Raw genomic sequence first — 24978 nt, 5'->3', positions numbered from 1 at the left:
GAGACAAAGCAAAGCCACGCGCAAAGAGCAACCCCGCGTCAGGGCTTGCCGCCCAAATCCTGCAGGATCGGACAATCGGGGCGGTCATCCCCAGCGCAAGCATCAATCAGGTGGCCCAGCGTGTCGCGCATGGCATTCAGATCGGCGATCTTGGCTTCGATCTGCGCCAGATGCGCGCGGGCGACTTTTTTGACATCGGCACTGGCGCGGGTTTCGTCCTCATATAGCGCCATCAGCGTGCGGCAATCTTCGATCGTAAAGCCCAAGGCGCGGGCGCGCCCCAGAAAGTTCAGCTTGTGCACGTCCTGCGCGCGAAAGCGGCGATAGCCATTGTCGTCGCGCATCGGTTTGATCAGGCCGATATCCTCGTAATACCGGATCGTCTTGGCGGGCAGGCCGGTTTGGGTCGCAACGTCTCCGATATTCACGGCGTGACCTCCTGTGTTTCGTGGCCTTGAAGTGTCTCAGGCAGGCTGGCGCGCACGCGGCGCAGGCGCAGCGCGTTCGATACCACAAAGACGCTGGACAAGGCCATCGCCCCGGCGGCAAGAGCCGGGGACAGAAGATGCCCGCTGATCGGGTACAGCGCACCTGCAGCCACTGGGATCAATAGGATGTTATAGCCAAAGGCCCAGCCGAGGTTCTGGCGGATGTTGCGCATGGTGCGGCGGCTGATCTCGACTGCATTTGCAACACCGCGCAGATCGCCGGACATCAGCACCACATCTGCCGTTTCGATCGCCACATCCGTCCCAGTGCCGATGGCCACGCCGATATCCGCCGCCGCCAGTGCGGGGGCGTCGTTGATCCCGTCTCCAACAAAAGCCAGCGTGCCGAACTGGTCGCGCAGCCCGCTGATCGCTGACAGCTTACCGTCTGGCAGAACTTCGGCTGTGACATGGTCTATACCCAGCTTGTCGGCCAGCGCCTGCGCCGTGCGGGCATTGTCGCCGGTCACCATTGCCAGCGTCAGGCCCATCGCATGCAGCCGCTCCAGTGTCTGTTGCGTGCCCGGCTTTATTGGGTCCGAGACGGCAAGCAGCGCTGCCGCCTGACCGTTGATAGCAACGAACAAAGGTGTCGCGCCTTGATTGGCGCGATGATCTGCCTCGGCTGACAGTTCCGCAAGATCGATAGCGTTTTGTGCCATCAAGCGGGGCGAGCCCAGCAAAACGTCGTGGCCTTCGACCTTCGCGCGCACACCCAACCCGGTGAGGGATTCAAACTCTGACAGGTCAGGAACCTCTTCAGGTCCCGCGCGGGTGATCGCAGTCGCAATGGGGTGTTCCGAGCGCGCCTCAACCGCTGCAGCCAGCCGTAGCACGACGTCGCGGTCAAAGCCGTTCACAGTCGTGATGCTTTCAAGTTCTGGTCGTCCCAGCGTCAAAGTCCCGGTCTTGTCAAATGCAATGACCTTGGCCTGTTGCAGTTGCTGCAACGCATCGCCTTTGCGGAACAATACGCCCAGCTCGGCCGCGCGCCCGGTCCCGACCATGATTGAGGTTGGTGTTGCAAGTCCCATGGCGCAGGGGCAGGCAATGATCAGAACCGATACGCCCGTAACCAGCGCCATCGGCAGCGCAGGCGCCGGGCCAAATACAAGCCAGACCACAATTGTCAGCAGCGAGACAGCGATGACAGCAGGCACGAACCATGCGGTGATCCGGTCGACCAGCCCTTGAATCGGCAATTTGGCCCCCTGCGCCTGTTCCACCATCCGAATGACCTGCGCCAGCACTGTATCCGCGCCGACCCGTGTGGCCTGCACACGCAGCGCACCGGTGCCGTTGACTGTACCGCCGACGACCTGATCGTCGGGCGATTTTCCAACGGGTACGGGTTCGCCCGTGATCATGCTTTCATCAACGTACGAGGTGCCGTCCAGCACGTCGCCATCCACCGGCACCCTTTCGCCCGGTCGGATTTGCAGGATGTCTCCAACCGCAATGTCGGCGATCGGGCGATCAACGAACTTACCATCCACCTCAACGCGGGCAGTCTTGGGCTGCAACCCTGCCAGCTTGCGGATCGCGGCTCCGGTGCGACCTTTCGCGCGAGCTTCCAGCACTCTGCCCAGCAGGATCAGCATCACGATGACCGAGGCGGCCTCGTAATACACATTGGCGCTGCCCTGCGGCAGAATCTGCGGAGCAAAGGTGGCAGTGACCGAGAACAGGTAGGCTGCCCCCGTTCCCAAAGCGACGAGCGCATTCATGTCCGGCGATCCGCGCAGCAGAGAGGGGATGCCTTTTGCATAGAACACCCGCCCCGGACCCAGCAGAAGAACCGTGGTCAGCACGAATTGGATCAAATGACTGGTGTGTATACCGATGGTTGCGTGAATCCAGTGGTGGAAGGCCGGGATCATATGGCCGCCCATCTCTAAAACGAACACGGGTAGAGCTAAAACAGCTGCCATCATCGTCGCGCGCGTCAGGGCGTCAGCCTCATTGGTTTTAGACCGTTCGGCAGAGGTATCAGCCGTCGTGTCTGTCACGCGCGCTGGATATCCGGCATCAGTGCAAAGCTGCGCCAGAGCTTGCGGGTCTATCGCGCCGTCAACATAGCTGACCTGTGCGCTCTCAGACGCAAGATTAACCTGTGCCTCGACCACCGACGGATCGGCTGCCAACGCCCGCTCGATCTTTGATACGCACGAGGCGCAGTTCATCCCGCCGATACTCAAGCTCGTTTGCCGGACATTCGCCGGATATCCGGCAAGGGTGAGAGCATCAGTTAATGCGCTGACCTTGCCGTCATAGGTGACTTGTGCGGTCTCAGTTGCGAAATTGACGGTGGCGTCCGACACGCCCGGCACATCGCGCAGCGCCGTTTCTACGCGCCCTACGCACGACGCGCATCCCATGCCCGATATTTTCAACTGAGTTGTTCGTGGCGCTGCCATCCGACTCATCCCTAGTGGTTCTTCACCCTTCAAATGGGGGTTCCAGTCACGGGAAGGTCAAGGGGAATGGTGGGTTTTCTGGAAATATTCCCTTGAATGTCAATTGTTCGATAGCTGCTTCAACAAAAGTGAGTCATGCGTAGCAGGCGGAGACGAGCGCACAGATTGCGGCGACGCAAAGAACGCCACTAAAAGGGCCAAGATCAAAAGTGCAGCCCCGATCAGGCATAGGCCAGCAATATTTAATGTAGATCGCAGCATCGGTGGGCCTTCTCAGTTCTGATGGGACTGGTTGTCCCGCTCAGCAGGATCAGGTGTGTTTTGTCAGTTCCTGCTTTAATTTTTCGTTTTCAGCCTGAAGCTGCGCCAATTGCTGACCCAGTGCGTTCAGATGCGGGCGCAGTTCAGCTTCGGTAAACCGAGGGGTAATGTGGCGCGGGCAGTTCCAGTCCAGTGCTTCCACTTGAATGATGACGGCACGCTCGGCAGGGGCTTCGGCACTGCTGGGATAAAGGCTGGCTGCAGCGGCCTCACCTTCGGTAAACTCGACACGTCCTAGTATCTTGAGCCGCCGCTGGTTGGCGTAATCCATCAGGATCAGAGAAATCCTGTCGTTGCCATCCAGATTTCCGCGCGAAATATACTGTTTGTTGCCCGTGAAATCGGCATAGCCAATGATCTGCGGGCCAAGAACATTCAGGAACCCCACTGGTCCGCCGCGATACTGAACATAGGGCCAGCCTGTTTCCGAAACGGTTGACTGATAAAATCCATCGCACGCCTCGATAAATGCCTTTTCCGCCGGACCAATCTGATGGCCTTGTTGCGGGCCATCCTCAATGAACTTCGCGTAAGTTTTTGCCGAACCCATCCTTTCCTGATGTGCCCGGACAGCGGGGGTAAAGGTCAGTTCGGAAAAGGCGCGCGGCATATCAGGTCCTTTCAGAGCCCAAGTTCAGACAGGCCCGGGTGACTGTCCGGGCGAGGGCCTTGCGGCCAGCGGAACAGGCGTTCCTCTTCGGAAATGGGCAGATCATTCAGCGAGGCATGGCGTTTGGCCATTCGACCATCTTCGGCAAATTCCCAGTTTTCATTGCCATAAGACCGGAACCACTGCCCGCTGTCATCGCGCCATTCATAGGCGTACCGTACCGCAATTCGGTTGCCGGAATGGGCCCATAATTCCTTGATCAGCCGGTAATCCAGTTCCTTGTTCCACTTGCGTGTCAGGAAGGCGTGGATATCCGTATGACCGCTCAGGAATTCAGCTCGGTTTCGCCATTGGCTATCATCTGTATAGGCCGGGGTCACAACATCCGCATCGCGGCTGTTCCACGCATTTTCCGCCATGCGCACTTTCTGAATCGCAGTGTCTCGCGTGAACGGGGGCAGAGGGGGGCGGTTCATGTCGTGGTCTTTCATGTCAGCGCGGCGGCGATCATTGCGAAGGCCAACAAAACGGGGACGTATTGAGGAGAGAAAAGGCTGGTATGGCGTCTCATCTGAAGGCTCCAGGGTTGACTGATCGGTACATCTTGTTCTCAATGTGTACCGATCGGTAAACTTTTGCAAGTCTTATTTTGAAATCTGACCCGGGGTCTCATTGCGGTTGTCGTATGGCGCATTGAGCATTATGTACTGATCTGTACACCTAGGAACCAAGACATGCGCCCAAACAAACGAGATGAGCTGGTCCGCAATGCCCTGCAGGTTTTTTATCGCGATGGGTTTCATGCGACCGGTATGGACAAGCTGGTGGCCGAAACGGGTGTCTCGAAAACCTCAATGTACAAGCACTTCCGCACCAAAGAGGACCTGATCCTCGCAGCTCTAAAATTGCGTGACGAAAGCTTTCGCGAAGACTTTTTGCATCGCATCAGCGAGATGTCAGATACACCAGCCGGGCAATTGCTCGCCAGCTTTGATGCTCTGGGCGAATGGTTCCAGCAGGAAGAATATCGCGGTTGCATGTTCATCAAGGCTGGCGCGGAGTTTCAGGAAAAGGATCACCCGATTCATAAGCAATCGGCTGAGCATAAGCAGATCATGCTGGATCACTTTGCCGATCTTGCCCGCCGGGCTGGTGCGCGTGACCCCGGAAATCTGGCTTGTCAGATCCTGCTATTGCAGGAAGGTGCGATCGTGACGGCGGTGTTTCTGAAATCCTGTGAGCCCGCCCGAGAAGCCAAGGCTGCTGCTCAGCTTCTATTGGATGCTGCGCTGGCCTGATCAGGTTTTGGGCAAAAAAGACGTTGCGTTGCAAGCCTGTTGACAGATTGGAAAGCGAAACCTCCCGCGCTAGCCTGATTGGCAAGACATAAGGGAAGGGTTTTGTATGTCGTTGTTTACCTCGACTGCGAGCTGGGTGACGGACGAGCACCAGATGTTCGCGGAAATGGCAAACCGATTCATGGAAGATGAATTGGTCCCCAATATCGACCGCTGGAACGAGAACGGCGTCGTGGATCGCGGCATGTGGCGCAAGGCTGGCGAGATTGGGCTGATGGCCGGTGCGATACCTGAAGCCTATGGTGGTGTAGGGGGCGGGATCGGTTTCGATGCGGTCACGATGTACGCGCAGTGTTCGCACGGAGATTCGGGCTGGGGCTATGCCATTCAATCCATCGTGGTTCACTACATCAACGCCTATGGCAGCGAAGACCAAAAGCAGAGATGGCTACCAAAACTGGCGTCGGGTGAGATGGTTGGCGCGCTGGCGATGACCGAGCCTGGAACCGGGTCGGACGTGCAAGCCATTCGCACGGTCGCGGAAAAGGACGGGAATTCCTACCGGCTGAACGGCTCCAAGATATTCATCACCAATGGGCAGTCGGCAGATCTGATCCTGGTGGCGTGCAAAACAGACAAAACCCTAGGGTCCAAGGGGATCTCTCTGGTTGCCGTCGAAACCGAGGGCGCTGAGGGCTTTCGAAAAGGGCGCAACCTCAAAAAGCTGGGGATGAAGGCCAATGACACGGCCGAGCTGTTTTTTGAGGACGTCAAGGTGCCGATGACCAATCTTCTGGGCACGGATGAGGGGCAGGGGTTTTATCAGATGATGAGCCAGCTACCGTGGGAGCGACTGACCATCGGCATTGGGGCGCTGGGCGCGATCGACTTCGCCATTGCCGAAACGGTGAGATACACGCAGGAACGTAAAGCGTTCGGTCAACGTGTAATGGATTTTCAGAATACGCGGTTCAAGCTGGCAGAATGCAAGACCAAGGCCGAGGTTCTGCGCAGCTTCGTCAATGACTGCATAGCGCGGCTTGAGGCGGGAATGCTGGATGCGGCGACAGCCTCGATGGTGAAATACTGGGGCTCGGAAGTGCAGAATGAGATCATGCATGAGTGCCTGCAACTGTTTGGTGGCTATGGGTACATGATGGAGTACCCAATTGCCCGCCTCTACGCCGATGCGCGCGTACAGATGATCTATGGCGGTACCAATGAGATCATGAAGGAACTCATCGCTCGTTCCTTGGATAAATAGCCAGACCAGAGCCTCTTCCGACCGTCGTCAATGTTTCCTGCGAAACATCTTCTGCCTGGCCCCTGCCGTCCGCAGGACGCAAGGCCAAAGGCCGCGCAGGTACTTTCTGGGAAATTATGACGTGTGCTGGTTATATCTGCTCTTTCAGCCATGCCCGGAATGATTTGAGCGGTTCCGATTCCGCTCGGGATTGTGGCCATACAAGAAAGAATTGTCCAAGGCTTACCCCGGGACCTTGCCAGGCCAGAACCAACCGCCCGGCCTTAAGGTCTTCTTCAATCAGGTAGCTGGGTAGCAATGCAACGCCTAAGCCGTGAATGGTCGCTTGGCCCATTGTCGAAAACTGGTCAAACAGCATGCCGCGAATCCCGGTGACCTCGCGGCCCTGTGCAGCGAACCATTTCTCCCAGGCGTCAGGCCGTGTTTCGAGGTGCAACAAAGGAGCCTGTGTCAGCCAGCCGATATCATCTGTGTTGTCGGGCAATAGACCTGGCGCGCACACAGGCAGGACATCTTCGCGCATGAGTGAGAGATAGTTAACCCCCGCCCAATCCCGTTGACCGAAATGAATCGCGGCGTCGAAATGATTGGTTTCGAAATCGAACGGGCGTAAGCGCGTGTTCAGGTTTACGGTAACTTCCGGATGGCGGCGGGCGAAATCCTGCAGGCGTGGGGCCAGCCAGTGCATGCCAAAGGCGGGCAGGATGGACAGGTTCAGCGAACCGCCCGTCGGGTTTGCCTTGAGCTTCAGCGACGCCTGCGCCAGTTGGTTCAACGCAGTGCGGGCGACCTGAACGTATTCCTGTCCCGCAGGGGTCAGGTGCAGCCGCATCTGGCTGCGTTGGATCAGGTCGACGCCCAATTGCTGTTCCATCGCCTTGAGCTGTCGACTGATCGCACTTTGTGTCAGCGAAAGCTCTTCCGCAGCGGCTGAGGCGCTGCCAAGGCGATCGACCGCCTCAAGTGCCAGCAATGAGGGGATCGAAGGCAAAAACCGACGCGGGGCAATCATATGACTAATCCTCATACCTTTCGAATGGAATATCACTGGCTTTTACCGGGCGCCAGTCCGATACAAATCTAGGTTTTAAAGATGGGCGCAGCTTTGTTTTGCCTCTGCTTGCTAAAGCCTGCAAAAAAGGGGCGTACCGGGTTTGCGTTTACGCTGGTATGTAATTGGAAAGGATCAGGGAACAGGCCATGGATCGCGCTCAGATCGTTCACGAAAATTTCCTGACCCGCGTGGCTCGGCGCGATTTTCCCGATGGTGCAGCACCGCGCTTGGGTTTGACCAACAGCGATGCGGTATCACTGTTCAGATCTCAGGTTCTGAGCCGGGCGCTGGACCGCACAAGCCGCGCGATGCAGAAAGCCGGGCAAGGGTTCTATACGATCGGGTCCTCTGGGCATGAAGGTATGGCTGCGGTTGCCCATGCGTTGCGGCCAACCGATATTGCATTCTTGCATTACCGAGACGCGGCGTTTCAGATCGCCCGGGCCGAGCAGGTGCCTGGTCAGCAGATTGCCTGGGACATGCTACTGAGCTTTGCCTGTTCGAAAGAAGACCCGACTTCCGGTGGTCGTCACAAGGTGCTCGGCTCCAAAGCGCTGATGATCCCTCCGCAAACCTCGACAATTGCCAGCCACCTGCCCAAAGCAGTCGGCGCTGCCTACAGCTTGGGCGCGGCAAGGAGACATGAGCCCGAGCATCGCGAATTGCCCGAGGACGGGATTGCGGTCTGCTCTTTTGGGGACGCTTCCGCCAACCATTCCACGGCGCAGGGGGCGATCAATACCGCCGGGTGGACCAGTGTGCAGTCGACGCCACTGCCGCTGTTGTTCGTGTGTGAGGATAACGGGATCGGCATATCGGTTAAAACGCCAACGGGCTGGATACAGATGTCGATGGAACATCGGCCGGGTATCAAGTATTTCCAAGCCAATGGGCTGGATATCTACGAGACTTATGCGGTTGCACAGGAAGCAGCCGATTATGTGAGGAACCGTCGCAAACCTGCTTTCCTACATTTGAAGACAGTGCGCCTATACGGTCATGCAGGAGCGGATGTTCCGACCACCTATCTGCCGAAAGCCGAGGTCGAGGCAGATGAGGCCAACGATCCCCTGCTGCATACAGTGCGATTGCTGGACCATGCGGGTGCGCTGACCCCGGAACAGGCGTTGAAAATCTACACCGACACCTGCGCCCGTACGGATCGCGTTGCGGCTGAGGCGACAACGCGCGCCCACTTGACCAACGCATCCGAAGTGATGGCGAGCCTGATCCCGCCGAAACGCAGCTGTAAACCCACCAACGGCCCCGGTGCCGAGGCACGTGCAGAGGCATTCGGTGGCGATATGCGCGCGATGGGTGAGCCCCAGCCCATGAGCCGTTTGATCAACTGGGCGCTGACCGATCTGATGCTGGAACATGCTGAGATCGTCTGCATGGGCGAAGATGTGGGCCGCAAGGGTGGCGTTTATGGCGTGACTCAGAAGCTCCAGCAGCGCTTTGGTCCCGACCGGGTAATCGACACCCTGCTGGACGAGCAGTCGATTTTGGGCTTGGCGATTGGCATGGGCCATAACGGTTTCATTCCGATCCCCGAGATTCAGTTCCTTGCCTATCTGCACAATGCCGAAGATCAGATCAGGGGTGAGGCCGCAACCCTCCCGTTTTTCTCGAACGGGCAATTCTCGAACCCTATGGTGTTGCGGATTGCGGGATTGGGGTACCAGAAAGGGTTTGGCGGTCACTTCCACAACGACAATTCTCTGGCCGTGCTTCGGGATATTCCGGGCGTGATCATAGCTTGCCCGTCGACCGGGTCGGATGCCGCGCAGATGATGCGCGAATGTGTGCGCCTCGCGCGTGAAGAGCTGCGGGTGGTGGTGTTTCTGGAACCCATCGCGCTTTATCCTATGCGAGACTTGCATGAGGCGCAGGACGGTGGGTGGATGACAACTTACCCTTCACCCGATCAGCGCATCGCGCTGGGCGAGATCGGAATAGACGGAGATGGCACCGATCTGGCCATCGTCACTTATGGAAATGGTCATTATCTGTCGCAACAGGCGCTGTCCGAGTTGGCAGCCGCAGGCGTGAAAACCCGTATCATCGACATGCGCTGGCTGGCGCCTCTGCCAGTCGATGCCCTGCGCGAGGCGACCAAACCCTGCGCGCATGTTCTGGTCGTGGATGAATGCCGCCGCACAGGCAGCCAGTCCGAGGCCCTGATGACGTTCTTTGCTGAAGAAATCCCCTCAACCCCAACAGCGCGCGTCGTGGCCGAGGACAGCTTTATCGCCACCGGCCCGGCCTATGCCGCGCCGCTGCCGTCCAAGGACGAAATAGTTGCGGCCGCGTTGAAGCTGACCGGAGGTCGTTCATGACCCGCACAGCCGTTCTGATCTGCCCCGGCCGGGGCACTTACAATAAGCCCGAGTTGGGGTATCTGCATCGACATCACGGGCAGGGGATGGATCTTTTTCGCAGCTTCGACTCGATCCGTGCCGAGATGGGGCAAGAGGCCGTGACCGCGCTGGACAGCGCGAGCCGGTATACGATGAGCAAGTATTCGCGTGGCGATGTCGCCTCACCGTTGATCTATGCAGCGGCGCTGGCCGATGCACAGGCTTTGGCCGAAGATATTGAGGTGGTTGCCGTCACGGGGAACTCGATGGGCTGGTACATTGCCCTGGCCGCTGGCGGTGCGTTGTCCCCGCAAAACGGGTTTCGCGTGGTGAACACAATGGGCACGTTGATGCAGGAGCAGCTTATTGGCGGTCAGCTGGTTTACCCGTTTGTCGATGACAACTGGAATAATGACGCCATGCGCAAAGCTGACCTTCTGGCCGACGTTGCGCACATCAACGGGATGGACGGTTGTGATCTGGCGCTGTCCATTGATTTGGGTGGAATGCTGGTCCTTGCCGGGAATGAGCCAGGGTTGGCGGCGTTTGAAGCCTCTCAACCCGTTGTTCAAGATCGGTTTCCGATGCGGCTGGCAAACCACGCGGCGTTTCACACCGCCTTGCAGGCCCCGGTCGCTGCAAAAGGGCAAGCGAGGCTGAGGCCAGACTTGTTTGGCCAGCCAGAGTGTCCCCTGATTGACGGGCGCGGTAAAATCTGGTGGCCGGGGGCGACGGATACACAAGCGTTGTGGGATTACACGCTGGGCCATCAGGTGACCGAGGCTTACGACTTTACCCGCGCCGTCCAGATCGCCGCTCGAGAATTCGCGCCCGATCTGTTCATCGTTACCGGCCCGGGCGCGACCTTGGGCGGTGCTGTGGCACAATCACTTGTTCTGGCGGATTGGAAAGGCATGGGGGATAAGGCGGCGTTTCAAGCGCGGCAAGAGACCGAGCCCTTCCTGATTGCCATGGGTCGCGATGATCAAAGGGCGCTTGCAACTGGCTGACCCAAACCAGATGATCCGCGAAGTTGCAAGGAGCCCCCATTGAGCGACCACAACAAGACCCTTTGGCTAAAAACATGTCGCGAAAAGGCCGAGACTCGCCCTTTGACCGAGGGGGCAACCGTTGATCTTGCGGTGATTGGCGGCGGCTATACTGGGTGTTCCGCTGCGTTGACTGCGGCGCGAGCCGGGGCGTCTGTTTGCCTGCTCGAGGCGCAAGAGATCGGGCATGGAGGGTCAGGCCGCAATGTCGGGCTGGCGAATGCAGGGCTTTGGGTGCCGCCCGACGAAATCCGCGCCTGTCTGGGTCAAGACGCGGGGGACCGGCTGATCTCTCTTTTGGCAGAGGCGCCTGCAGATGTGTTCGATTTGATCGAGCGGCACGGTATCGACTGTGATCCAGTGCGCAACGGGACATTGCATTGCGCGCATTCTGCGTCGGGATTGCGCGACTTGCAGGTGCGTCACGAACAGTTGGCCGGCACGGGGGCACCGGTTAAATTGTTATCGGGCGAACAGGCCGCGCGCCGTACTGGAAGTGCGGCGTTCCACGGTGCTCTATTCGATCCGCGAGCGGGGACGATCCAGCCGTTGAGCTATGTCCGTGGTCTGGCCCGGGCCGCTGCTGAGGCCGGGGCGAGAATTGTCTCTCATTGCCCCGTTGAAAAAATGCAGCACGCCAATGGCGTATGGGCATTGGAAACGTGTCAGGGCGAGGTGCGCGCGAAGTCGGTGATACAAGCCACCAACGCCTACCATCAGGGTCTTCTGGCTTCGGCTCCGGCTTATGTGCCGGTTTATTACTTTCAGTTTTCAACCGCTCCGCTGTCAGACAAGTTGCGTGCAACTATTCTACCGGGTGGTGAGGGGTGCTGGGATACCGGGCTGATCATGACCTCATTCCGCGTGGATGCCGAGGGGCGGCTTGTCATCGGCGCAATGGGTGATCTTGCGCAGGCAGGCCGCGTTGCTCACACTGCTTGGATTAGGCGCAAACTTACCGAGCTGTTTCCGCAGCTTGCCGGTCAGTCGCTGAGCGACGGATGGCACGGGCGGATTGCCATGACTTCGGATCACCTTCCAAAGATCACGCAGATCGGCCCCAATGCTTTGTCAGCGCATGGGTTTTCAGGCCGGGGTATTGGGCCGGGTACCGTTTTTGGCCGTCTGATGGCCGAGAGTCTGTTGCAGGATGAACCCTCGCTGCTGCCGGTGCCTGCAGTGCCTGAGCATCACGAGAGCTGGACCAGCCTGCGCCGCGCCTATTTCGAAACCGGCGCGGCGCTGACGCACCTTATCAAGGCGCGGTTCTGACCTCAGACAGACCGGGTGATGCCGCCATCGACCCGGATATTCTGGCCGGTGATATATCCGCCGCCGTCAGATGCCAGCATGGCGACGACCGAGGCGATCTCATCATAGCTGCGTCCATAGCGGCCCATAGGGATGCGTGCGCGGAATTCTTCTTTTTCGGGTAGGCTGTCGATGAAACCGGGCAGGACGTTGTTCATGCGGATGTTGTCGGCTGCATACTGGTCCGAGAACAGTTTGGTGAACGCCGCCAGCCCGGCGCGAAACACGCCCGAGGTCGGAAAGACCGGGTCAGGCTCAAACGCGGCAAAGGTTGAGATGTTGATAATCGACCCGCCGCCCTGCGCTTGCATGATCGGCGTGACTAGGCGAGTGGGGCGCACGACATTCATAAAATAGACATCCATGCCTGTGTGCCAGTCTTCGTCCGTCAGTTCCAGCACAGGTGCGCGAGGGCCATGCCCAGCCGAATTGACCAGCACATCAATGCGCCCCCAATGGTCCAGTGCCACATCGACCAGTTTCTGCAGATCGTCGGTCGACTGGTTTGAGCCGGTTACGCCGACGCCGCCCAATTCTTGTGCCAATGTCTGGCCCTTGCCCGAGGACGAAAGAATGCCAACTTTGAACCCGTCAGCAGCTAGGCGTCGGGCGGAATCTGCGCCCATGCCACTGCCGCCCGCCGTTATAAGCGCTACTTTAGTCATGTGATATCTCCGTTTTGCTCTCCCTAAAAGATGCGCTTGCCAGGTGAGTTTGACTAATCAGTTCTTCTGTTTCTATGTTGTAGAAAATCTGCAGGATAAACCTATGGCTGCATTGCCCCCTTTAAACGCCCTCCGGGCTTTTGAAGCTGCCGCTCGGCATCTGAACTTCCGGTTGGCAGCCGAAGAATTGGGCGTGACACAAGGCGCCGTCGCCCAACAGGTGCGCGGACTCGAAGCGCGATTGGCCAAGAAACTGTTCGACCGACTGCCGCGAGGCCTTGCGCTGACCGAGGCCGGCAGGCGATTTCACACGCCGTTGCGCCGGGCATTCCGCCTGATTGAAGAGGCGGTCGATGACCTGTCGGACGACCTACAAATAACGATTTCGGTCACACCAAGTTTTGCGTCAAAATGGTTGGTTCCGCGTTTGAATGATTTCACCTCCCAGCATCCCGACATCTCTGTTCAGGTGGACGCGCGCGAGCGTCTTGCGGATTTCGAAGGCGACGGTGTGGATATTGCGGTGCGGCAGGGGCGGGCGCCATTTGGCGCAAACCTTGTGGCAGAGCCTCTATTTTCAACTGAATTTATTCTTGTGTGCTGTCCGCGGACTGCGCACTGCATCTCACGACCTTCGGATCTGTCTGGCCAAACCCTTCTGAACGATACTCACGGGTTGTGGCCGTTATTCCTTGAACGCTTGGGTGTCACCGGCAAGCCGAGAATGATGAACTTCAGCCAGACCAGCCTTGCCATTGATGCCGCAGTGTCGGGGCAGGGGATTGCTTTGGCCAATGCGCCTTTGGTTTCGTCCGAACTTGCGTCAGGCAAATTGGTTCAGCCGCTTTCCGACGTTTTGGTCGAAGATCTCGGGTTTTATGTTGTCATGCCGAAACCTCCACGCCAGCCGCAACTTGTAACTCTGATGAGGGATTGGCTGCTGTCTCAAGTCTAAAGCGTAGCAGCAATGCCTTCGATCCGTTCGCGCAACCAGCGATGGGCCGGGTCGTTTGCTGAACGCTGATGCCAGACCATGTAGATTGAGACCGGCTCACACTCGAATGGCAGTGGTGTGCAATCCAGGGCCGCCAGCGGACCTTGTTTCATCAGCGCCGTATCGGTTGAGATCAAGTCGCTTCCTTTCACAAAGGACGGGATGGCGTTGAAATGCGGCAGGGTGACGGTGGGTGGCCGGATCTGGTTCTGATCCACCCCTCGCATCACTGCACGAGAGCTGCGCCCGTCGGTGAAACGCACCTCGACATGTTCGGTCTGGCAATAGCTCTGCCAACTGTCCGGCGGCTTGCGCTGGTCGGCGTCGTAAAAAATCATCAGCGGACTGACCAGTATACGTTTCTGGAAGATGTCCGGCCCGTCCGGTGGCAGTGGGGTCAGCATCAGCTGGCACCGATCGCTGCGCAACAGATCAGGGTCTGGGACACCTGATGGAATAAAGCCCAGCCGCAATCGCACGCCTTCGCTCCGCAGCGCATGCAGCAACGGTGGAAAGATCAATTCACGCGGCATGTCGTTGGTAGCGATCTGGACGCTGATCTCTTCGGCTTGCGGGTCAAACGGGCGGTCATCGGTCAGCGCTCGCATCCCGTCCAAAACGCGCTGGACCGGTTCTTTTAGCGACAAGGCGCGCTCGGTCGGTGTTAGCCCCTGGCCCGAACGCACAAACAACGGGTCACCCAGCACCTGTCGTAGCTTGGCAAGGGTGTGGCTGATCGCCGATTGGGTCACGCCCAGCCGGTCGGCGGCCTTTGAGACCGAGTTTTCCTCGAGGATCGTCAGAAAGGTGCGCAGGACTTTGCCGTCCATGTCAGTGAAATCAGTTTTTCTCATATTAACTATGACTAGTCATGAATGGATTTACTGTCCACGACGCATTAGGTGATATTCATCATCAGGAGGCACGCGATGGGAATCCGCTTTTTCTCGGACAAAAACCGGCCGGTTCACATGGGCCGATATCCTCTGGAGCGGTTGGCGCGGCAACCCGATATGCCGGACTTGTCCTCGGTCGTGCCGATGCCTGAACTAAGTTTCCGACGCCCCAAACACCCCGAAAGCATCGTCAATGCGATGGGTGAGTTTCAGGCGATGATGGACACTATCCGCGATGGATTCGTGAATCCTGCGGTCTCGGAAATTCCTGCAGACCCTTTGGAGCGCGCCAATCATCTGAAGGCATTTGGATATTTCAATGATGCGTCGATGATGGGCTGTGGCTCTTTACCGATTGAGGCGCTGTTGCCTGAGCCTCGTCGTAATCCCGATATCGACCGTCTGGCCCACGCGTTGAAAACGCGCCAGACCAAGACGTTGGCTTCGGGGATAGACCTGATCATGGCCGACCTGAAAGAAAGCATGGAGGCCGCGCCCAAACCAATGGGCACGCATCGCCATGCCATTGTCTTTCTGTACGAACACAACCGCGACCCCGAGCCGGGTGAACCAGGTGCGGATTGGATCATGGGCGCGCAGGATCACCGCGTCTGTTTGCTGGCCACAGAGAATGCGGTGGTAATTGCCAACTATATCCGCTTGTTGGGTTTCGATGCGCGGGCACATACGGTGATGTCCTCCGAAGTTGATCTAGGGCGGCTGGCTGTTGCGGCAGGGCTGGCCTCGGTCGAGGGCGACGACTTGATGGTTCCGTGGCTGGGCAAGCGGTTCGGTCTGGTCGCTGTGACGACAGAGATGGAAATAGCGCATGACCAGCCCTTGCGCCCCATGGCGCAACAACCGTGGTTTCGCACTCAGGGGCCTGCATGGTGGCTGGGTACGGGCTTTGTCAAAAATGTGCTGAACCGCGACCCCTACGCCAAGCGCCGTTACGTGGATGGGGCGCACCCGTTCGAAAAGCTTAAGCGCGTCGAGGATCCAACCACCTATATCGACGAAGAAAACGTCGCCCGGGTTCCCAAACGTGCCGATATGTTCGCACGGGCGCAGTTCGGGGACATGGGTAAATCACTGCAGGACGCAGCCAAGGGTGGCTACTACGTGCGCAAGGCTGCCCCCAGCTGTGCGCAACGTCGCGCGCTGGGCGCGTTTGTGTTGCTGCAGGATGGCGAGAGCGCGAATGTTACGCCGCAGTCCGATGCAGCGCGCAATGCCGCGAATATCAAGGCCGCGAGCTATTTTCTGGGTGTCGATGCGGTGGGGCTCAGCCGTTGCCCAGAATGGGCTTGGTATTCTCATGATGCGACGGGAGAAGAGATCACGCCGCCCCACGATCAGGCCATCAGCATGATCATCGACCAAGGGTACGAAACGATGGAAGGCGCCAGCGGCGATGACTGGATTAGCGTCGCCCAGTCGATGCGTGCCTATCTGCGGTTCTCGCTGCTGGGCGGCGTGATCGCGCAGCAGATCCGAAACCTCGGTTATAAGGCCAAGGCCCACACGGTGATGGATGGTGAGGTATTGCAGCCCCCCTTGCTGCTGCTCTCCGGGCTGGGTGAGGTCAGTCGGATCGGCGAGGTTATCCTGAACCCCTATCTCGGTCCGCGCCTGAAATCCGGTGCGGTCACGACAGACATGCCGATGGAGCATGACAAGCCGATTGATTTTGGTCTGCAGAGCTTTTGCGAAAGCTGCAACAAATGCGCGCGCGAGTGCCCGTCAGGGGCGATCACAGCCGGGCCGAAGCTGATGTTCAACGGCTATGAGATTTGGAAATCGGACAGCCAGAAATGCGCGACGTATCGGGTAACGACACCCGGAGGCGCAATGTGTGGGCGGTGCATGAAAACCTGTCCGTGGAACCTTGAAGGTATCTTCAAGGAGCGCCCGTTCCGTTGGGCGGCGATGAACATTCCGTCCGCTGCACCTGCTTTGGCCCGGCTGGATGATGCTGTCGGGAATGGTGGGTTGAACGAGACCAAGAAATGGTGGTGGGATCTCGAGTTGCAGGCGGACGGAACCTACAGACCCACCGCACACCCTTTGAACCGGCGCGGTCTGCAAACCGATCTGGATCTGAAATACGAAGACCAGACACTGGCCGTCTACCCTGCATACCTGGCTCCGCATCCGTGGCCCTACCCCTTTGCCATGGACCGCGAAACCGGGATTGCGGCCTATCAAGCAATGGTGACGGCGGAAGAATACAAGGCACGCAAAGCTGCCGGTGATATGTCGGTGATCCACCGTTACAACATCGCAGGCGATGCACCAGTGATACGGGTTGAGGTGACCAAAGTAGATAAGATGGCGGCTGATGTGACCAAGTACGAATTCTCGGCCCTCGACGGTGCACCCTTGCCGGACTGGACGGCAGGGGCGCATCTGGACGTGCTGGTCGCGCCGGAATTCCTGCGTCAGTATTCCATGTCCGGCGACCCGTCGGACCGGTCGGCCTATCAGATCGGTGTACTGCGCGAGGATGAGGGGCGCGGGGGGTCGGCCCTTTTGCACCGCATCTTTAATGAAGGGCGCAAGGTTTTCATCTCGAAACCCATCAATCATTTCGAGCTGGATGAGACTGCGACCAAGACCTTCTTGATGGGTGGCGGGATCGGCATCACTCCGATGATCGCTTTTGCCCACCGCCTGCACACGCTGGGAAAACAGTTTGAGCTGCATTATTCTGCCAGCACCCGCGCCAGTGCTGGGTATTTGGCCGATCTGGCGTCAGCGCCTTGGACGGATCACGTACACTACCATTTCTCGGACGAGGGCACGCGGGCAGATTTGGACAATATTCTAAAGGGTTATCAGGACGGCTGGCACGTTTATACCTGCGGGCCGGATCGTTATATGGACGGCGTGATGCAGGCCGCATTACGGCAGGGATTCCCCGAAGATGCACGGCATCTGGAGTATTTCTCGGTTCCCGAGCAGCCAGAATATGAGAACCATCCGTTCACGTTAAGGCTTGCAAAATCCGGTCGCGAGTTGACCGTTCCCGCGGACAAGGACGCTGCGCAGGTGCTGACAGAGGCCGGAATTCAGGTAGATGTGAAATGCGCCGATGGTATCTGTGGGGTCTGCAAATGTGGCTTGATATCGGGCGAAGTCGACCATCGCGATTTCGTTCTTTCGAACAAGCAACGCGAGGGCGCGATGATCCTTTGTCAAAGCCGCGCGGCGCAACCGAACGGTGCGATCGAAATCGACCTCTGAAATAAGGTCTGGAAACGACATCGGATAACGCAAAAATTGGTCGTTCCAGCCATGGACGCCGGTATGCTGCTGCACTAACGTCCCCTTCGAACCCAGTGAATCCTGATCAACAGGTACGAGGTATTTTATGGATTATCACAGCCCCGCCAGCTTTGCCGAAGCCTCGGCGCTGGCAGCAAACGCAACGGGCATTACTCGGTTTCTGGCAGGGGGCACGGATGTTCTGGTGCAACTGCGCTCGGAACTGGTGACACCCGATACGTTGATCGACATCAAAAAGATCGACGGTGTACGCGATATCACACGTAATCCCGATGGCAGTTGGACGCTGGGCGTTGCTACCACCGGTGCCGAGATGAGCGAACATCCCGATCTTGGTCGCGACTGGCCAGGCGTGGTCGAGGCGATGGACCTGATCGGCTCGACCCAGGTCCAAGGCCGTGCGACTCTGACCGGCAACCTTTGCAATGGCTCTCCGGCGGCGGATTCGGTGCCTGCAATGGTGGCAGCGGGCGTGACGGTTACGGTGACCGGCCCTGAGGGTGACCGAGAAGTGGCCGTAGAAGATATTCCAACCGGACCCGGCAAGACGTCCTTGGAGAAGGGAGAGGTAGTCTCGGCCGTCAACATCCCCGCGCGGGGCGAGAAGGGTGGTGACGCCTATCTGCGCTTCATCCCTCGCACCGAGATGGACATCGCCGTGGTCGGCGTTGGCGTGAACCTGCGTCTGGATGGCGATACGATTACCGAAGCCCGTGTCTCGCTGGGGGCTGTGGCCCCGACCGTTCTGCTGGTTGAAGACTGCGCCAAGGCCATCATCGGCAGCACGCTGGATGATGCCGCGCTGGACGCCTTGGCCGCTGCCGCATCCACCGCCTGTAACCCGATCGACGACAAGCGCGGCACGATCGTATTCCGCACCGAGGTTGCTGGCGTTCTGGCCAAACGCGCCGCCAAAATCGCCTATGCCCGTGCCAAGGGAGAGCAAGCATGAGCAAGTTCCATGTATCGACCACCGTGAACGGTGACGCGGTTGAATATCTCTGCGATCCGCGCGAAACCCTGCTGGACTGTCTGCGCGACAAGTTGAACCTGACCGGCGCGAAAGAGGGCTGCGGTACCGGTGACTGCGGCGCGTGCTCAGTCACCGTCGATGGTCGTCTGGTCTGTTCCTGTCTGATGCTGGGGGTCGAGGCCGAGGGCAAGACCATCGAAACCGTCGAGGGTATCGCGGATGGCGACGTACTGCATCCACTGCAGAAGAAGTTCATCGAACACGCCGCGCTGCAATGCGGTATCTGCACCCCGGGGATTCTAGTTGCGGCCAAGTCGCTGCTGGAGAAGAACCCAAACCCGACCGAAGAGGAAATCCGGTATTGGCTGGCAGGAAACCTCTGCCGTTGCACCGGTTATGACAAGATTATTCGCGCTGTCATGGAAACGGCCGAAGAACTGCGGGAGGCGTCATAATGGCTCTGGACGATCGCAAATCGGAATTCACTTTCGTTGGTACGCGCCCGGATCGCCCGGACGGGTTGGACAAGGTCACAGGCCGCGCCAAGTTTGGGGCCGATGTTTCGGCGCCGGGAATGCTGCATGGCGCGATCCTGCGTTCGCCTCACGCCCACGCACGGATCGTCAAAATCGACACCTCGAAGGCCGAGGCACAAAAGGATGTCAAAGCCGTTGTGACACGCGCGGATTTCGCCAAAGTGCCGTTCAAACCCGGTCTAGAAGGCGAGTTCTGGAACGTGCTGGAAAACGTCATGGCAGGGGAAAAGGCTCTGTATGACGGGCACGCGGTGGCAGCCGTTGCGGCTACTTCGGCCTTGGCGGCACGCGATGCGCTCAAGCTGATCGAGGTTGAATATGAGGTCCTGCCCCATGTCACTGATGTAGACAAGGCAATGGCTTCGGATGCGCCTGTCATCCGCGAAGGCGCGGCAGATTACTCCGTACCCGAAGGGATGCACCCGAACGTCGTCCGCTATCACGAAAGTGGCCACGGTGACGTCGAGGCCGGTTTTGCCGAGGCTGATCTGGTGATGGAAGACAGCTTTGTGACCGAAGCGACCCATCAGGGGTACATCGAACCGCACGCCTGTCTGGGGATGCTGGGCAATGACGGCAAGGGTGAGCTGTGGTGCACCACACAAGGCCATTGGATCGCGCAGAAAACCTGTGCGGCCTTGTTGGGCATCGAGACCTCGCAACTGCGCGTCACGGCATCCGAGATTGGCGGCGGTTTTGGCGGTAAGACAACCGTGTTCATCGAACCCGTCGCGCTGGCGCTGAGCCGCAAGGCCAACCGCCCTGTGAAGCTGGTCATGACGCGGTCCGAGGTGTTCCGTGCGACCGGCCCGACCGCCTCCGCCTCGATGGATATCAAGATCGGCATGAAGAAGGACGGTACGATCACCGCCGCGCGCGGCGAATTCCGCCTGCAAGGCGGCGCGTTTCCCGGGGCCCCAGGTGATTTCACAGCGATGTGCGCCTTTGCGGCCTACAATCTGACCAATGTCAAACAGATCGGCTATGACGTCATGGCCAACCGCCCGAAGCAAGCCGCATATCGGGCGCCCGGTGCGCCGATGGGGGCCTTTGCCGTTGAGTCGGTTATCGATGAGATGTGTAAAAAGCTGGGCCTGGACCCCATCGACGTCCGCCTGAAAAATGCGGCGCACGAAGGCACCAAAGCCAGCTATGGCCCGCGGTACGAGCGTATTGGCTTGGTCGAAACGCTTGAAGCCGCCAAGGCGCATCCGCATTACTCGGCCCCGCTGAAGCCAGGGCAGGGGCGCGGGATCTCCTGCGGGTTCTGGTTCAACCACGGCGGCGAGACGTCGGTGTCGCTGGCCCTGTCCGAGGATGGCTCGGCCCAGTTGATGGTTGGCACGCCGGATATCGGTGGTTCCCGCGCGTCGATGGCACTGATGGCGGCCGAGGTCCTTGGCATTCCCTATGAGAACATCCGCGTCACCATCGCCGACACTGCGACGCTGGGCTATAACGATGTCAGCCACGGTTCGCGCGTGACCTATGCGTCGGGTCTGGCGACCATCAAGGCGGCAAAACACGCGGTTGAGAAACTGTGCGAACGGGCAGCGGCTAAATGGGGCATCCCGGTCGATGCGGTGAAATGGGAAAACGGCTGCGCGGTGCCCTCGGGGCCCAACGCAGGTGACTTTGACCCGATGCCGTTGGCCGATATCACCGCCGATATGGGCGCAACCGGAGGTCCGATCTCGGGGCATTTCGAAGCTACTCCGGAAGGCGCAGGCGTATCCTTCGGAACCCATATCGTTGACGCAGAGGTCGATCCTGAGACCGGTAAGACCTCAGTCACCCGCTACACGGTGATTCAGGACGCAGGTAAGGCCATCCACCCGACCTATGTGGAAGGTCAGTATCAGGGCGGGGCCGCACAAGGCATCGGCTGGGCTCTGAACGAGGAATATATCTATGGCGAGGATGGTCGGTTGCAGAACTCGATCTTCCTCGATTACCGGATTCCCGTTGCCAGTGACCTGCCGATGATTGACACGGTGATTGTCGAAGTGCCCAACCCCGGCCACCCGTTCGGTGTGCGTGGTGTGGGCGAAACCGGGATTGTGCCTCCGCTGGCCGCCATCGCAAACGCTGTGTCGCATGCGGCCGGCGTGCGGATGAAGCAACTGCCAATGTCACCGCCGCGCATTTTGGCCGCGCTGAAGGACAATGGTTGAGGTCCATCTCTGGTCCGGTCTCCGGTCATTGACCGGGGGCCAAAAGGTGGTGGAGGTCGAGGCCAAGACCACCGGCGAACTGCTGCGCGCGCTGGTACAGGCGCACCCACAGTTGCAGGCACCGATTGATGCGGGCGTGTCCATCGCAATTGATGGGCGCGTCATTGCCAGCGGTCTAACCGAACCAATTCCCGAAGGCAGTGAAATCTATCTGATGCAACGTCTGAGGGGTGGTTAACCCTCGGGCGACCACGGTTCGCGCCCGACCATGCGATCAGCTTCGGCGGTGATGTCGTTCATGTGTTGCTCAAGGTTCTGACGCAGTTCTTCGATCTGCTCTTCACGGGCCTTTCGCGGAACCTTCTCGGTCCATTCACGACACAGAAACACGCCCTCATTGCGCCAGGGGCGCGGCATCAGCAGCCGGTCCCATGTGCCTGCCTCACGACCATACCGTGTGGAGTAAGTAACCCCGAACACGCGCTTGCCAGAGGTTCTTGCCCAGACCAGAGGCACTGTCTTGGACACCCTTTCGGGCCCGCGCGGGCCATCAGCGGCGATACCGATTGAGATGCCCTGTTTCATCTTTCCAAGCACCTCGCGAGACAGGGCGACGTGGCGCTTCTTGCTGGCCATGGCAATCGTGTCCATGCCGAACAATTGCTGCACACGGCCCACCATGCTGCCGGCTCGCGCAGCCGAGGTAATTGTACAAATACGCCCTTTGTCCAACGGAAACAAAAAAGGCGACTGTGCCAACCTTTGATGCCACAGCACGACGATCACCGGTTCGCCCTGTTCGACCAACGCATCCAGTTCATCATATCCAATGCGCTGCCACGTGGTGTTGCGGTTGACCATCCGAATATAGCTTGCAATTCGTCGTGCCACCCAGTTCAGGACGGCTTCGCTGTCTGCAATTTTCTTACGAATACTCACGGATAGGGTCCCTCGTACTGATCAAACCGTGTCTTATAGAACTCGACGCGGTGCGCAACTTGTTTGTCGGATAGCATTAGTCGCGTGGAATCTGAAAAAGACTCTTGAGTCCGCCGCGCGGCTGGCATATCTGAGGCGCACCTTAGGGGTATAGCTCAGTTGGTAGAGCGACGGTCTCCAAAACCGTAGGTCGCGGGTTCGAACCCTGCTGCCCCTGCCATTTCTCTCACACATGGATGACGCGCAGCGCTGCTAGTGGCTGATTGGCCTGTAATGTGGTTTCCTCTGCCGTTCGATTGACCTATTGTCCACGCGAACTGCAAACGGTCGGATGAGGGTACATGTCGCGTTTTGATGGATATTTCCTGCGGCAGTTGCTGATTCTGTTCGGCTTTTTCACTCTGGTTCTGGTCGGAGTGTTTTGGATCACCCGCTCAGTCAGTCTTTTTGACCGTGTTATCAGCGGCGGGCAGTCAGCCATAGTGTTCCTGGAATTCACCGCGCTTACCCTGCCGACGTTGATCCGGACCGTGATGCCGATGGCCGTGTTCGCTGCAGCTGTTTATGCCACCAATCGCCTGAGCCGTGAAAGCGAATTGCCGGTGATGCTGGCCACCGGTTCCAGCCCGTGGCGGCTGGCGCGAGGGGTCGTCTTGTTTGGTGTTATCGCGGGACTGATGATGGCCGTCATCAGCGTGTTTTTACGCCCCGCTTCGGTTGAACAGCTTGAACAACGTCAGGCCGAGGTGGCCGGAGATGTGACCGCGCAGTTGTTGAATGAGGGAGAGTTCCTGCACCCGGCCAAGGGGGTCACGGTTTATATCGGCAAGATCGACCTGGACGGCACGCTATCAGAGGTATTCGTGTCAGACCGACGGGATGCCCTAAACCCGATCAGTTACTCTTCGACGACAGCGTACCTGGTCAACAACGAATCCGGCATTCACCTTGTGATGTTGGACGGGGTTGCATTGCGCTTGAATCAGCAGGGTAGAACGCTGTCTTCAACCTTGTTCGCAGATGCCTCCTATGACATTTCTGCACTGACAAACACCAATAGGATGGCCGAGCGCAGCCTTGAGGCCATCCCCACGGTCGAGTTGCTAAGAGATCGAGAGGCCATCATTTCCGCCGAAGGCTTTACCGAAGGAGAACTGATCGACGAGTTGCACCAACGTTTTTCTTGGGTTGCGATCTGCATCGCAGTGGCATTGGCCGGATATTCGACCCTGATGCTGGGCGGTTTTTCTCGTTTTGGCTTGTGGCCACAGATTTTGGGTGCGTTTACGATTTTGATCCTTCTCGAGGGTGTGAGGGGGTTTGTCTCTCCGGTTGTTATCGCCGAGCCAAAGCTGTGGATGCTGCTGTACCTGCCTGCAATTATCGGCATTCTTATTTCAGGGCTATTCCTGTTGATCGCTGGGCGACCTTTGGTACGCAGACGATACCGAGGCACGACCGACGGGGTTCCACAAGCCTAGCCCGGCTCCCTCAGATCGGTCAGGCAAGTCAGAACATCGCTGGAAGTGGCAGTGCCCTTGCGGGTCACCAGATACAACGGCAACATCATATCTATTGCGCCAACTACTGGGATCAGATCGCCGTTGGACAGGTGGTCGCGAATGACAAATTCCGGGAAATATCCGGTTCCGCCCCGTTGCAGGAGATAGCGCAATGCCATCAGGCAATTGCCCAGAAACACCGTTTGTCCCCTTGCCTGCCGCGCGGTCGAGCGCACGTGATCTTGATAGAGCTCCCCCAACTCCAGGTTGACGAAGACCGGGTCATCCGAGGCCGGGGTTTCAACGAGTATCAAGCGCTCTGCACTCAATTCGTGCGACTGCACACGCGGGTCTTTGGGGTGTTCATGAGTGAGCGCTGCATCCAGAACATGGGTGGCAACTGCATCGACCATGTTCAAATCATGGTCAAAGTTCAACGTCAGCAGAAGCTGACCCAAACGCTCTTCAAACTGAATGGCTAGATCGACCAGCAACGGATCCCAGATGCTCAACTGTGCGCCCAAACGCAAGGCGACCCGATTTTGTGTCTGCATCGGCAAGTCGCGCGCTGCGAAGGACCACAATGACAGCATTTGTTCGGCGTAGGGGCGAAACTGCCGCCCGAAATCGGTCAGGCCGGTGCCTCCGGCGCCACGTGTGAAAAGCGGCTTGCCAGTTTCTTCCTCAATCAGTCGAATTCGAGCGCTGACGGCTGTCTGGGTTACGTTCAACTTGCGCGCGGCGGCATGGAAGCCTCCGGTCTCGGCCACGCAGAGAAATGTTTCGAGCGCCTTGAGTTGCATAATGAAAGTATTTTTTCATCGTTCTGATAAAATCAA

The 24978-nt window shown here is 58.5% G+C and carries 21 protein-coding genes and 1 tRNA gene; 13 read left to right on the top strand and 9 right to left on the bottom strand.

Going from position 1 to position 24978, the window contains the following annotated elements; genetic code table 11:
• Window positions 1-38: 38 nt before the first annotated feature.
• The 4 genes from cueR to ACR0D7_RS16630 all read right to left on the bottom strand — a co-directional run bounded on the left by cueR (window position 39) and on the right by ACR0D7_RS16630 (window position 4312).
• Entirely contained in the window at window positions 39-428 is a 390-nt protein-coding gene (gene cueR / locus ACR0D7_RS16645) for a Cu(I)-responsive transcriptional regulator (protein ID WP_480680026.1), read from the bottom strand.
• Window positions 425-2905 (bottom strand): heavy metal translocating P-type ATPase, encoded by a 2481-nt coding sequence (locus ACR0D7_RS16640; protein WP_480680025.1) that lies wholly within the window; start codon window positions 2903-2905, stop codon window positions 425-427. Before ACR0D7_RS16640 ends, cueR begins: the two co-directional genes overlap by 4 nt.
• 310 nt (window positions 2906-3215) lie before the next feature.
• A complete protein-coding gene (locus tag ACR0D7_RS16635) occupies window positions 3216-3836 on the bottom strand; it encodes a pyridoxamine 5'-phosphate oxidase family protein (protein WP_480680024.1) in 621 nt (206 codons plus the stop codon).
• Between the two features lie 11 nt (window positions 3837-3847).
• Window positions 3848-4312 carry a nuclear transport factor 2 family protein gene (locus ACR0D7_RS16630; RefSeq protein WP_480680023.1) on the bottom strand — a complete coding sequence of 155 codons (465 nt, stop codon included), beginning with the start codon at window positions 4310-4312 and terminating at the stop codon, window positions 3848-3850.
• A 258-nt stretch (window positions 4313-4570) separates the two neighbouring features.
• Between ACR0D7_RS16630 and ACR0D7_RS16625 the strand changes: the two genes are divergently transcribed.
• Window positions 4571-5134, top strand: coding sequence for a TetR/AcrR family transcriptional regulator (locus ACR0D7_RS16625; RefSeq protein ID WP_170386953.1), 564 nt, complete (start codon window positions 4571-4573; stop codon window positions 5132-5134).
• A gap of 106 nt (window positions 5135-5240) precedes the next feature.
• A complete protein-coding gene (locus tag ACR0D7_RS16620; RefSeq protein WP_480680022.1) occupies window positions 5241-6398 on the top strand; it encodes an acyl-CoA dehydrogenase family protein in 1158 nt (385 codons plus the stop codon).
• Window positions 6399-6528: 130 nt separating this feature from the next.
• On the opposite strand, the gene ACR0D7_RS16615 is transcribed toward ACR0D7_RS16620, so the two are convergent.
• On the bottom strand, window positions 6529-7410 hold the full coding sequence (locus ACR0D7_RS16615) for a LysR substrate-binding domain-containing protein (protein ID WP_480680021.1): 882 nt from the start codon (window positions 7408-7410) through the stop codon (window positions 6529-6531).
• A 188-nt stretch (window positions 7411-7598) separates the two neighbouring features.
• On the opposite strand from ACR0D7_RS16615, the gene ACR0D7_RS16610 reads away from it, so the two are divergent.
• The 3 genes from ACR0D7_RS16610 to ACR0D7_RS16600 are packed head-to-tail and all read left to right on the top strand — an operon-like array spanning window position 7599 to window position 12133.
• Entirely contained in the window at window positions 7599-9791 is a 2193-nt protein-coding gene (locus tag ACR0D7_RS16610; RefSeq protein WP_480680020.1) for a dehydrogenase E1 component subunit alpha/beta, read from the top strand.
• Window positions 9788-10822: an ACP S-malonyltransferase gene (locus tag ACR0D7_RS16605; RefSeq protein WP_480680019.1), complete on the top strand. Its 1035-nt coding sequence runs from the start codon at window positions 9788-9790 to the stop codon at window positions 10820-10822. Before ACR0D7_RS16610 ends, ACR0D7_RS16605 begins: the two co-directional genes overlap by 4 nt.
• Window positions 10823-10861: 39 nt before the next feature.
• Entirely contained in the window at window positions 10862-12133 is a 1272-nt protein-coding gene (locus tag ACR0D7_RS16600; protein WP_480680018.1) for an NAD(P)/FAD-dependent oxidoreductase, read from the top strand.
• Between the two features lie 2 nt (window positions 12134-12135).
• Here the strand turns inward: ACR0D7_RS16600 and ACR0D7_RS16595 are convergent, their stop codons facing one another.
• Complete coding sequence (locus tag ACR0D7_RS16595) at window positions 12136-12837, bottom strand: SDR family oxidoreductase (RefSeq protein WP_480680017.1); 702 nt, start codon at window positions 12835-12837, stop codon at window positions 12136-12138.
• Window positions 12838-12940: 103 nt separating this feature from the next.
• Between ACR0D7_RS16595 and ACR0D7_RS16590 the strand changes: the two genes are divergently transcribed.
• Window positions 12941-13792 carry a LysR substrate-binding domain-containing protein gene (locus ACR0D7_RS16590; protein ID WP_170386967.1) on the top strand — a complete coding sequence of 284 codons (852 nt, stop codon included), beginning with the start codon at window positions 12941-12943 and terminating at the stop codon, window positions 13790-13792.
• Here ACR0D7_RS16590 and ACR0D7_RS16585 read toward each other — a convergent pair.
• Window positions 13789-14661, bottom strand: coding sequence for a LysR family transcriptional regulator (locus ACR0D7_RS16585; protein WP_480680016.1), 873 nt, complete (start codon window positions 14659-14661; stop codon window positions 13789-13791). The genes ACR0D7_RS16590 and ACR0D7_RS16585 overlap by 4 nt on opposite strands.
• A 99-nt stretch (window positions 14662-14760) precedes the next feature.
• On the opposite strand from ACR0D7_RS16585, the gene ACR0D7_RS16580 reads away from it, so the two are divergent.
• The 5 genes from ACR0D7_RS16580 to ACR0D7_RS16560 all read left to right on the top strand — a co-directional run bounded on the left by ACR0D7_RS16580 (window position 14761) and on the right by ACR0D7_RS16560 (window position 21936).
• Window positions 14761-17973 carry a reductive dehalogenase gene (locus tag ACR0D7_RS16580; RefSeq protein ID WP_480680015.1) on the top strand — a complete coding sequence of 1071 codons (3213 nt, stop codon included), beginning with the start codon at window positions 14761-14763 and terminating at the stop codon, window positions 17971-17973.
• 127 nt (window positions 17974-18100) lie between these two features.
• Window positions 18101-18967 carry an FAD binding domain-containing protein gene (locus ACR0D7_RS16575; protein WP_480680014.1) on the top strand — a complete coding sequence of 289 codons (867 nt, stop codon included), beginning with the start codon at window positions 18101-18103 and terminating at the stop codon, window positions 18965-18967.
• On the top strand, window positions 18964-19443 hold the full coding sequence (locus ACR0D7_RS16570) for a (2Fe-2S)-binding protein (protein WP_480680013.1): 480 nt from the start codon (window positions 18964-18966) through the stop codon (window positions 19441-19443). Before ACR0D7_RS16575 ends, ACR0D7_RS16570 begins: the two co-directional genes overlap by 4 nt.
• A complete protein-coding gene (locus tag ACR0D7_RS16565; RefSeq protein WP_480680012.1) occupies window positions 19443-21698 on the top strand; it encodes a xanthine dehydrogenase family protein molybdopterin-binding subunit in 2256 nt (751 codons plus the stop codon). The genes ACR0D7_RS16570 and ACR0D7_RS16565 overlap by 1 nt, the downstream gene beginning before the upstream one ends.
• Window positions 21691-21936, top strand: coding sequence for a MoaD/ThiS family protein (locus tag ACR0D7_RS16560; RefSeq protein ID WP_480680011.1), 246 nt, complete (start codon window positions 21691-21693; stop codon window positions 21934-21936). Before ACR0D7_RS16565 ends, ACR0D7_RS16560 begins: the two co-directional genes overlap by 8 nt.
• Here the strand turns inward: ACR0D7_RS16560 and ACR0D7_RS16555 are convergent.
• A complete protein-coding gene (locus tag ACR0D7_RS16555) occupies window positions 21933-22637 on the bottom strand; it encodes a lysophospholipid acyltransferase family protein (protein WP_480680010.1) in 705 nt (234 codons plus the stop codon). The two genes, ACR0D7_RS16560 and ACR0D7_RS16555, sit on opposite strands and share 4 nt — an antisense overlap.
• A gap of 144 nt (window positions 22638-22781) precedes the next feature.
• Here ACR0D7_RS16555 and ACR0D7_RS16550 point away from each other — a divergent pair.
• Window positions 22782-22857: transfer RNA gene (locus ACR0D7_RS16550), tRNA-Trp, on the top strand.
• Window positions 22858-22978: 121 nt separating this feature from the next.
• Window positions 22979-24118 (top strand): LPS export ABC transporter permease LptF, encoded by a 1140-nt coding sequence (lptF, locus tag ACR0D7_RS16545; protein ID WP_480680009.1) that lies wholly within the window; start codon window positions 22979-22981, stop codon window positions 24116-24118.
• On the opposite strand, the gene ACR0D7_RS16540 is transcribed toward lptF, so the two are convergent.
• Entirely contained in the window at window positions 24115-24942 is an 828-nt protein-coding gene (locus tag ACR0D7_RS16540) for a LysR family transcriptional regulator (RefSeq protein ID WP_480680008.1), read from the bottom strand. The two genes, lptF and ACR0D7_RS16540, sit on opposite strands and share 4 nt — an antisense overlap.
• Window positions 24943-24978 lie beyond the last annotated feature (36 nt).

Source organism: Ruegeria sp. BB7, assembly GCF_056539365.1.
Note: the sequence above shows the minus strand (reverse complement) of the source record. Positions and strands in the feature narration are given on the sequence as shown.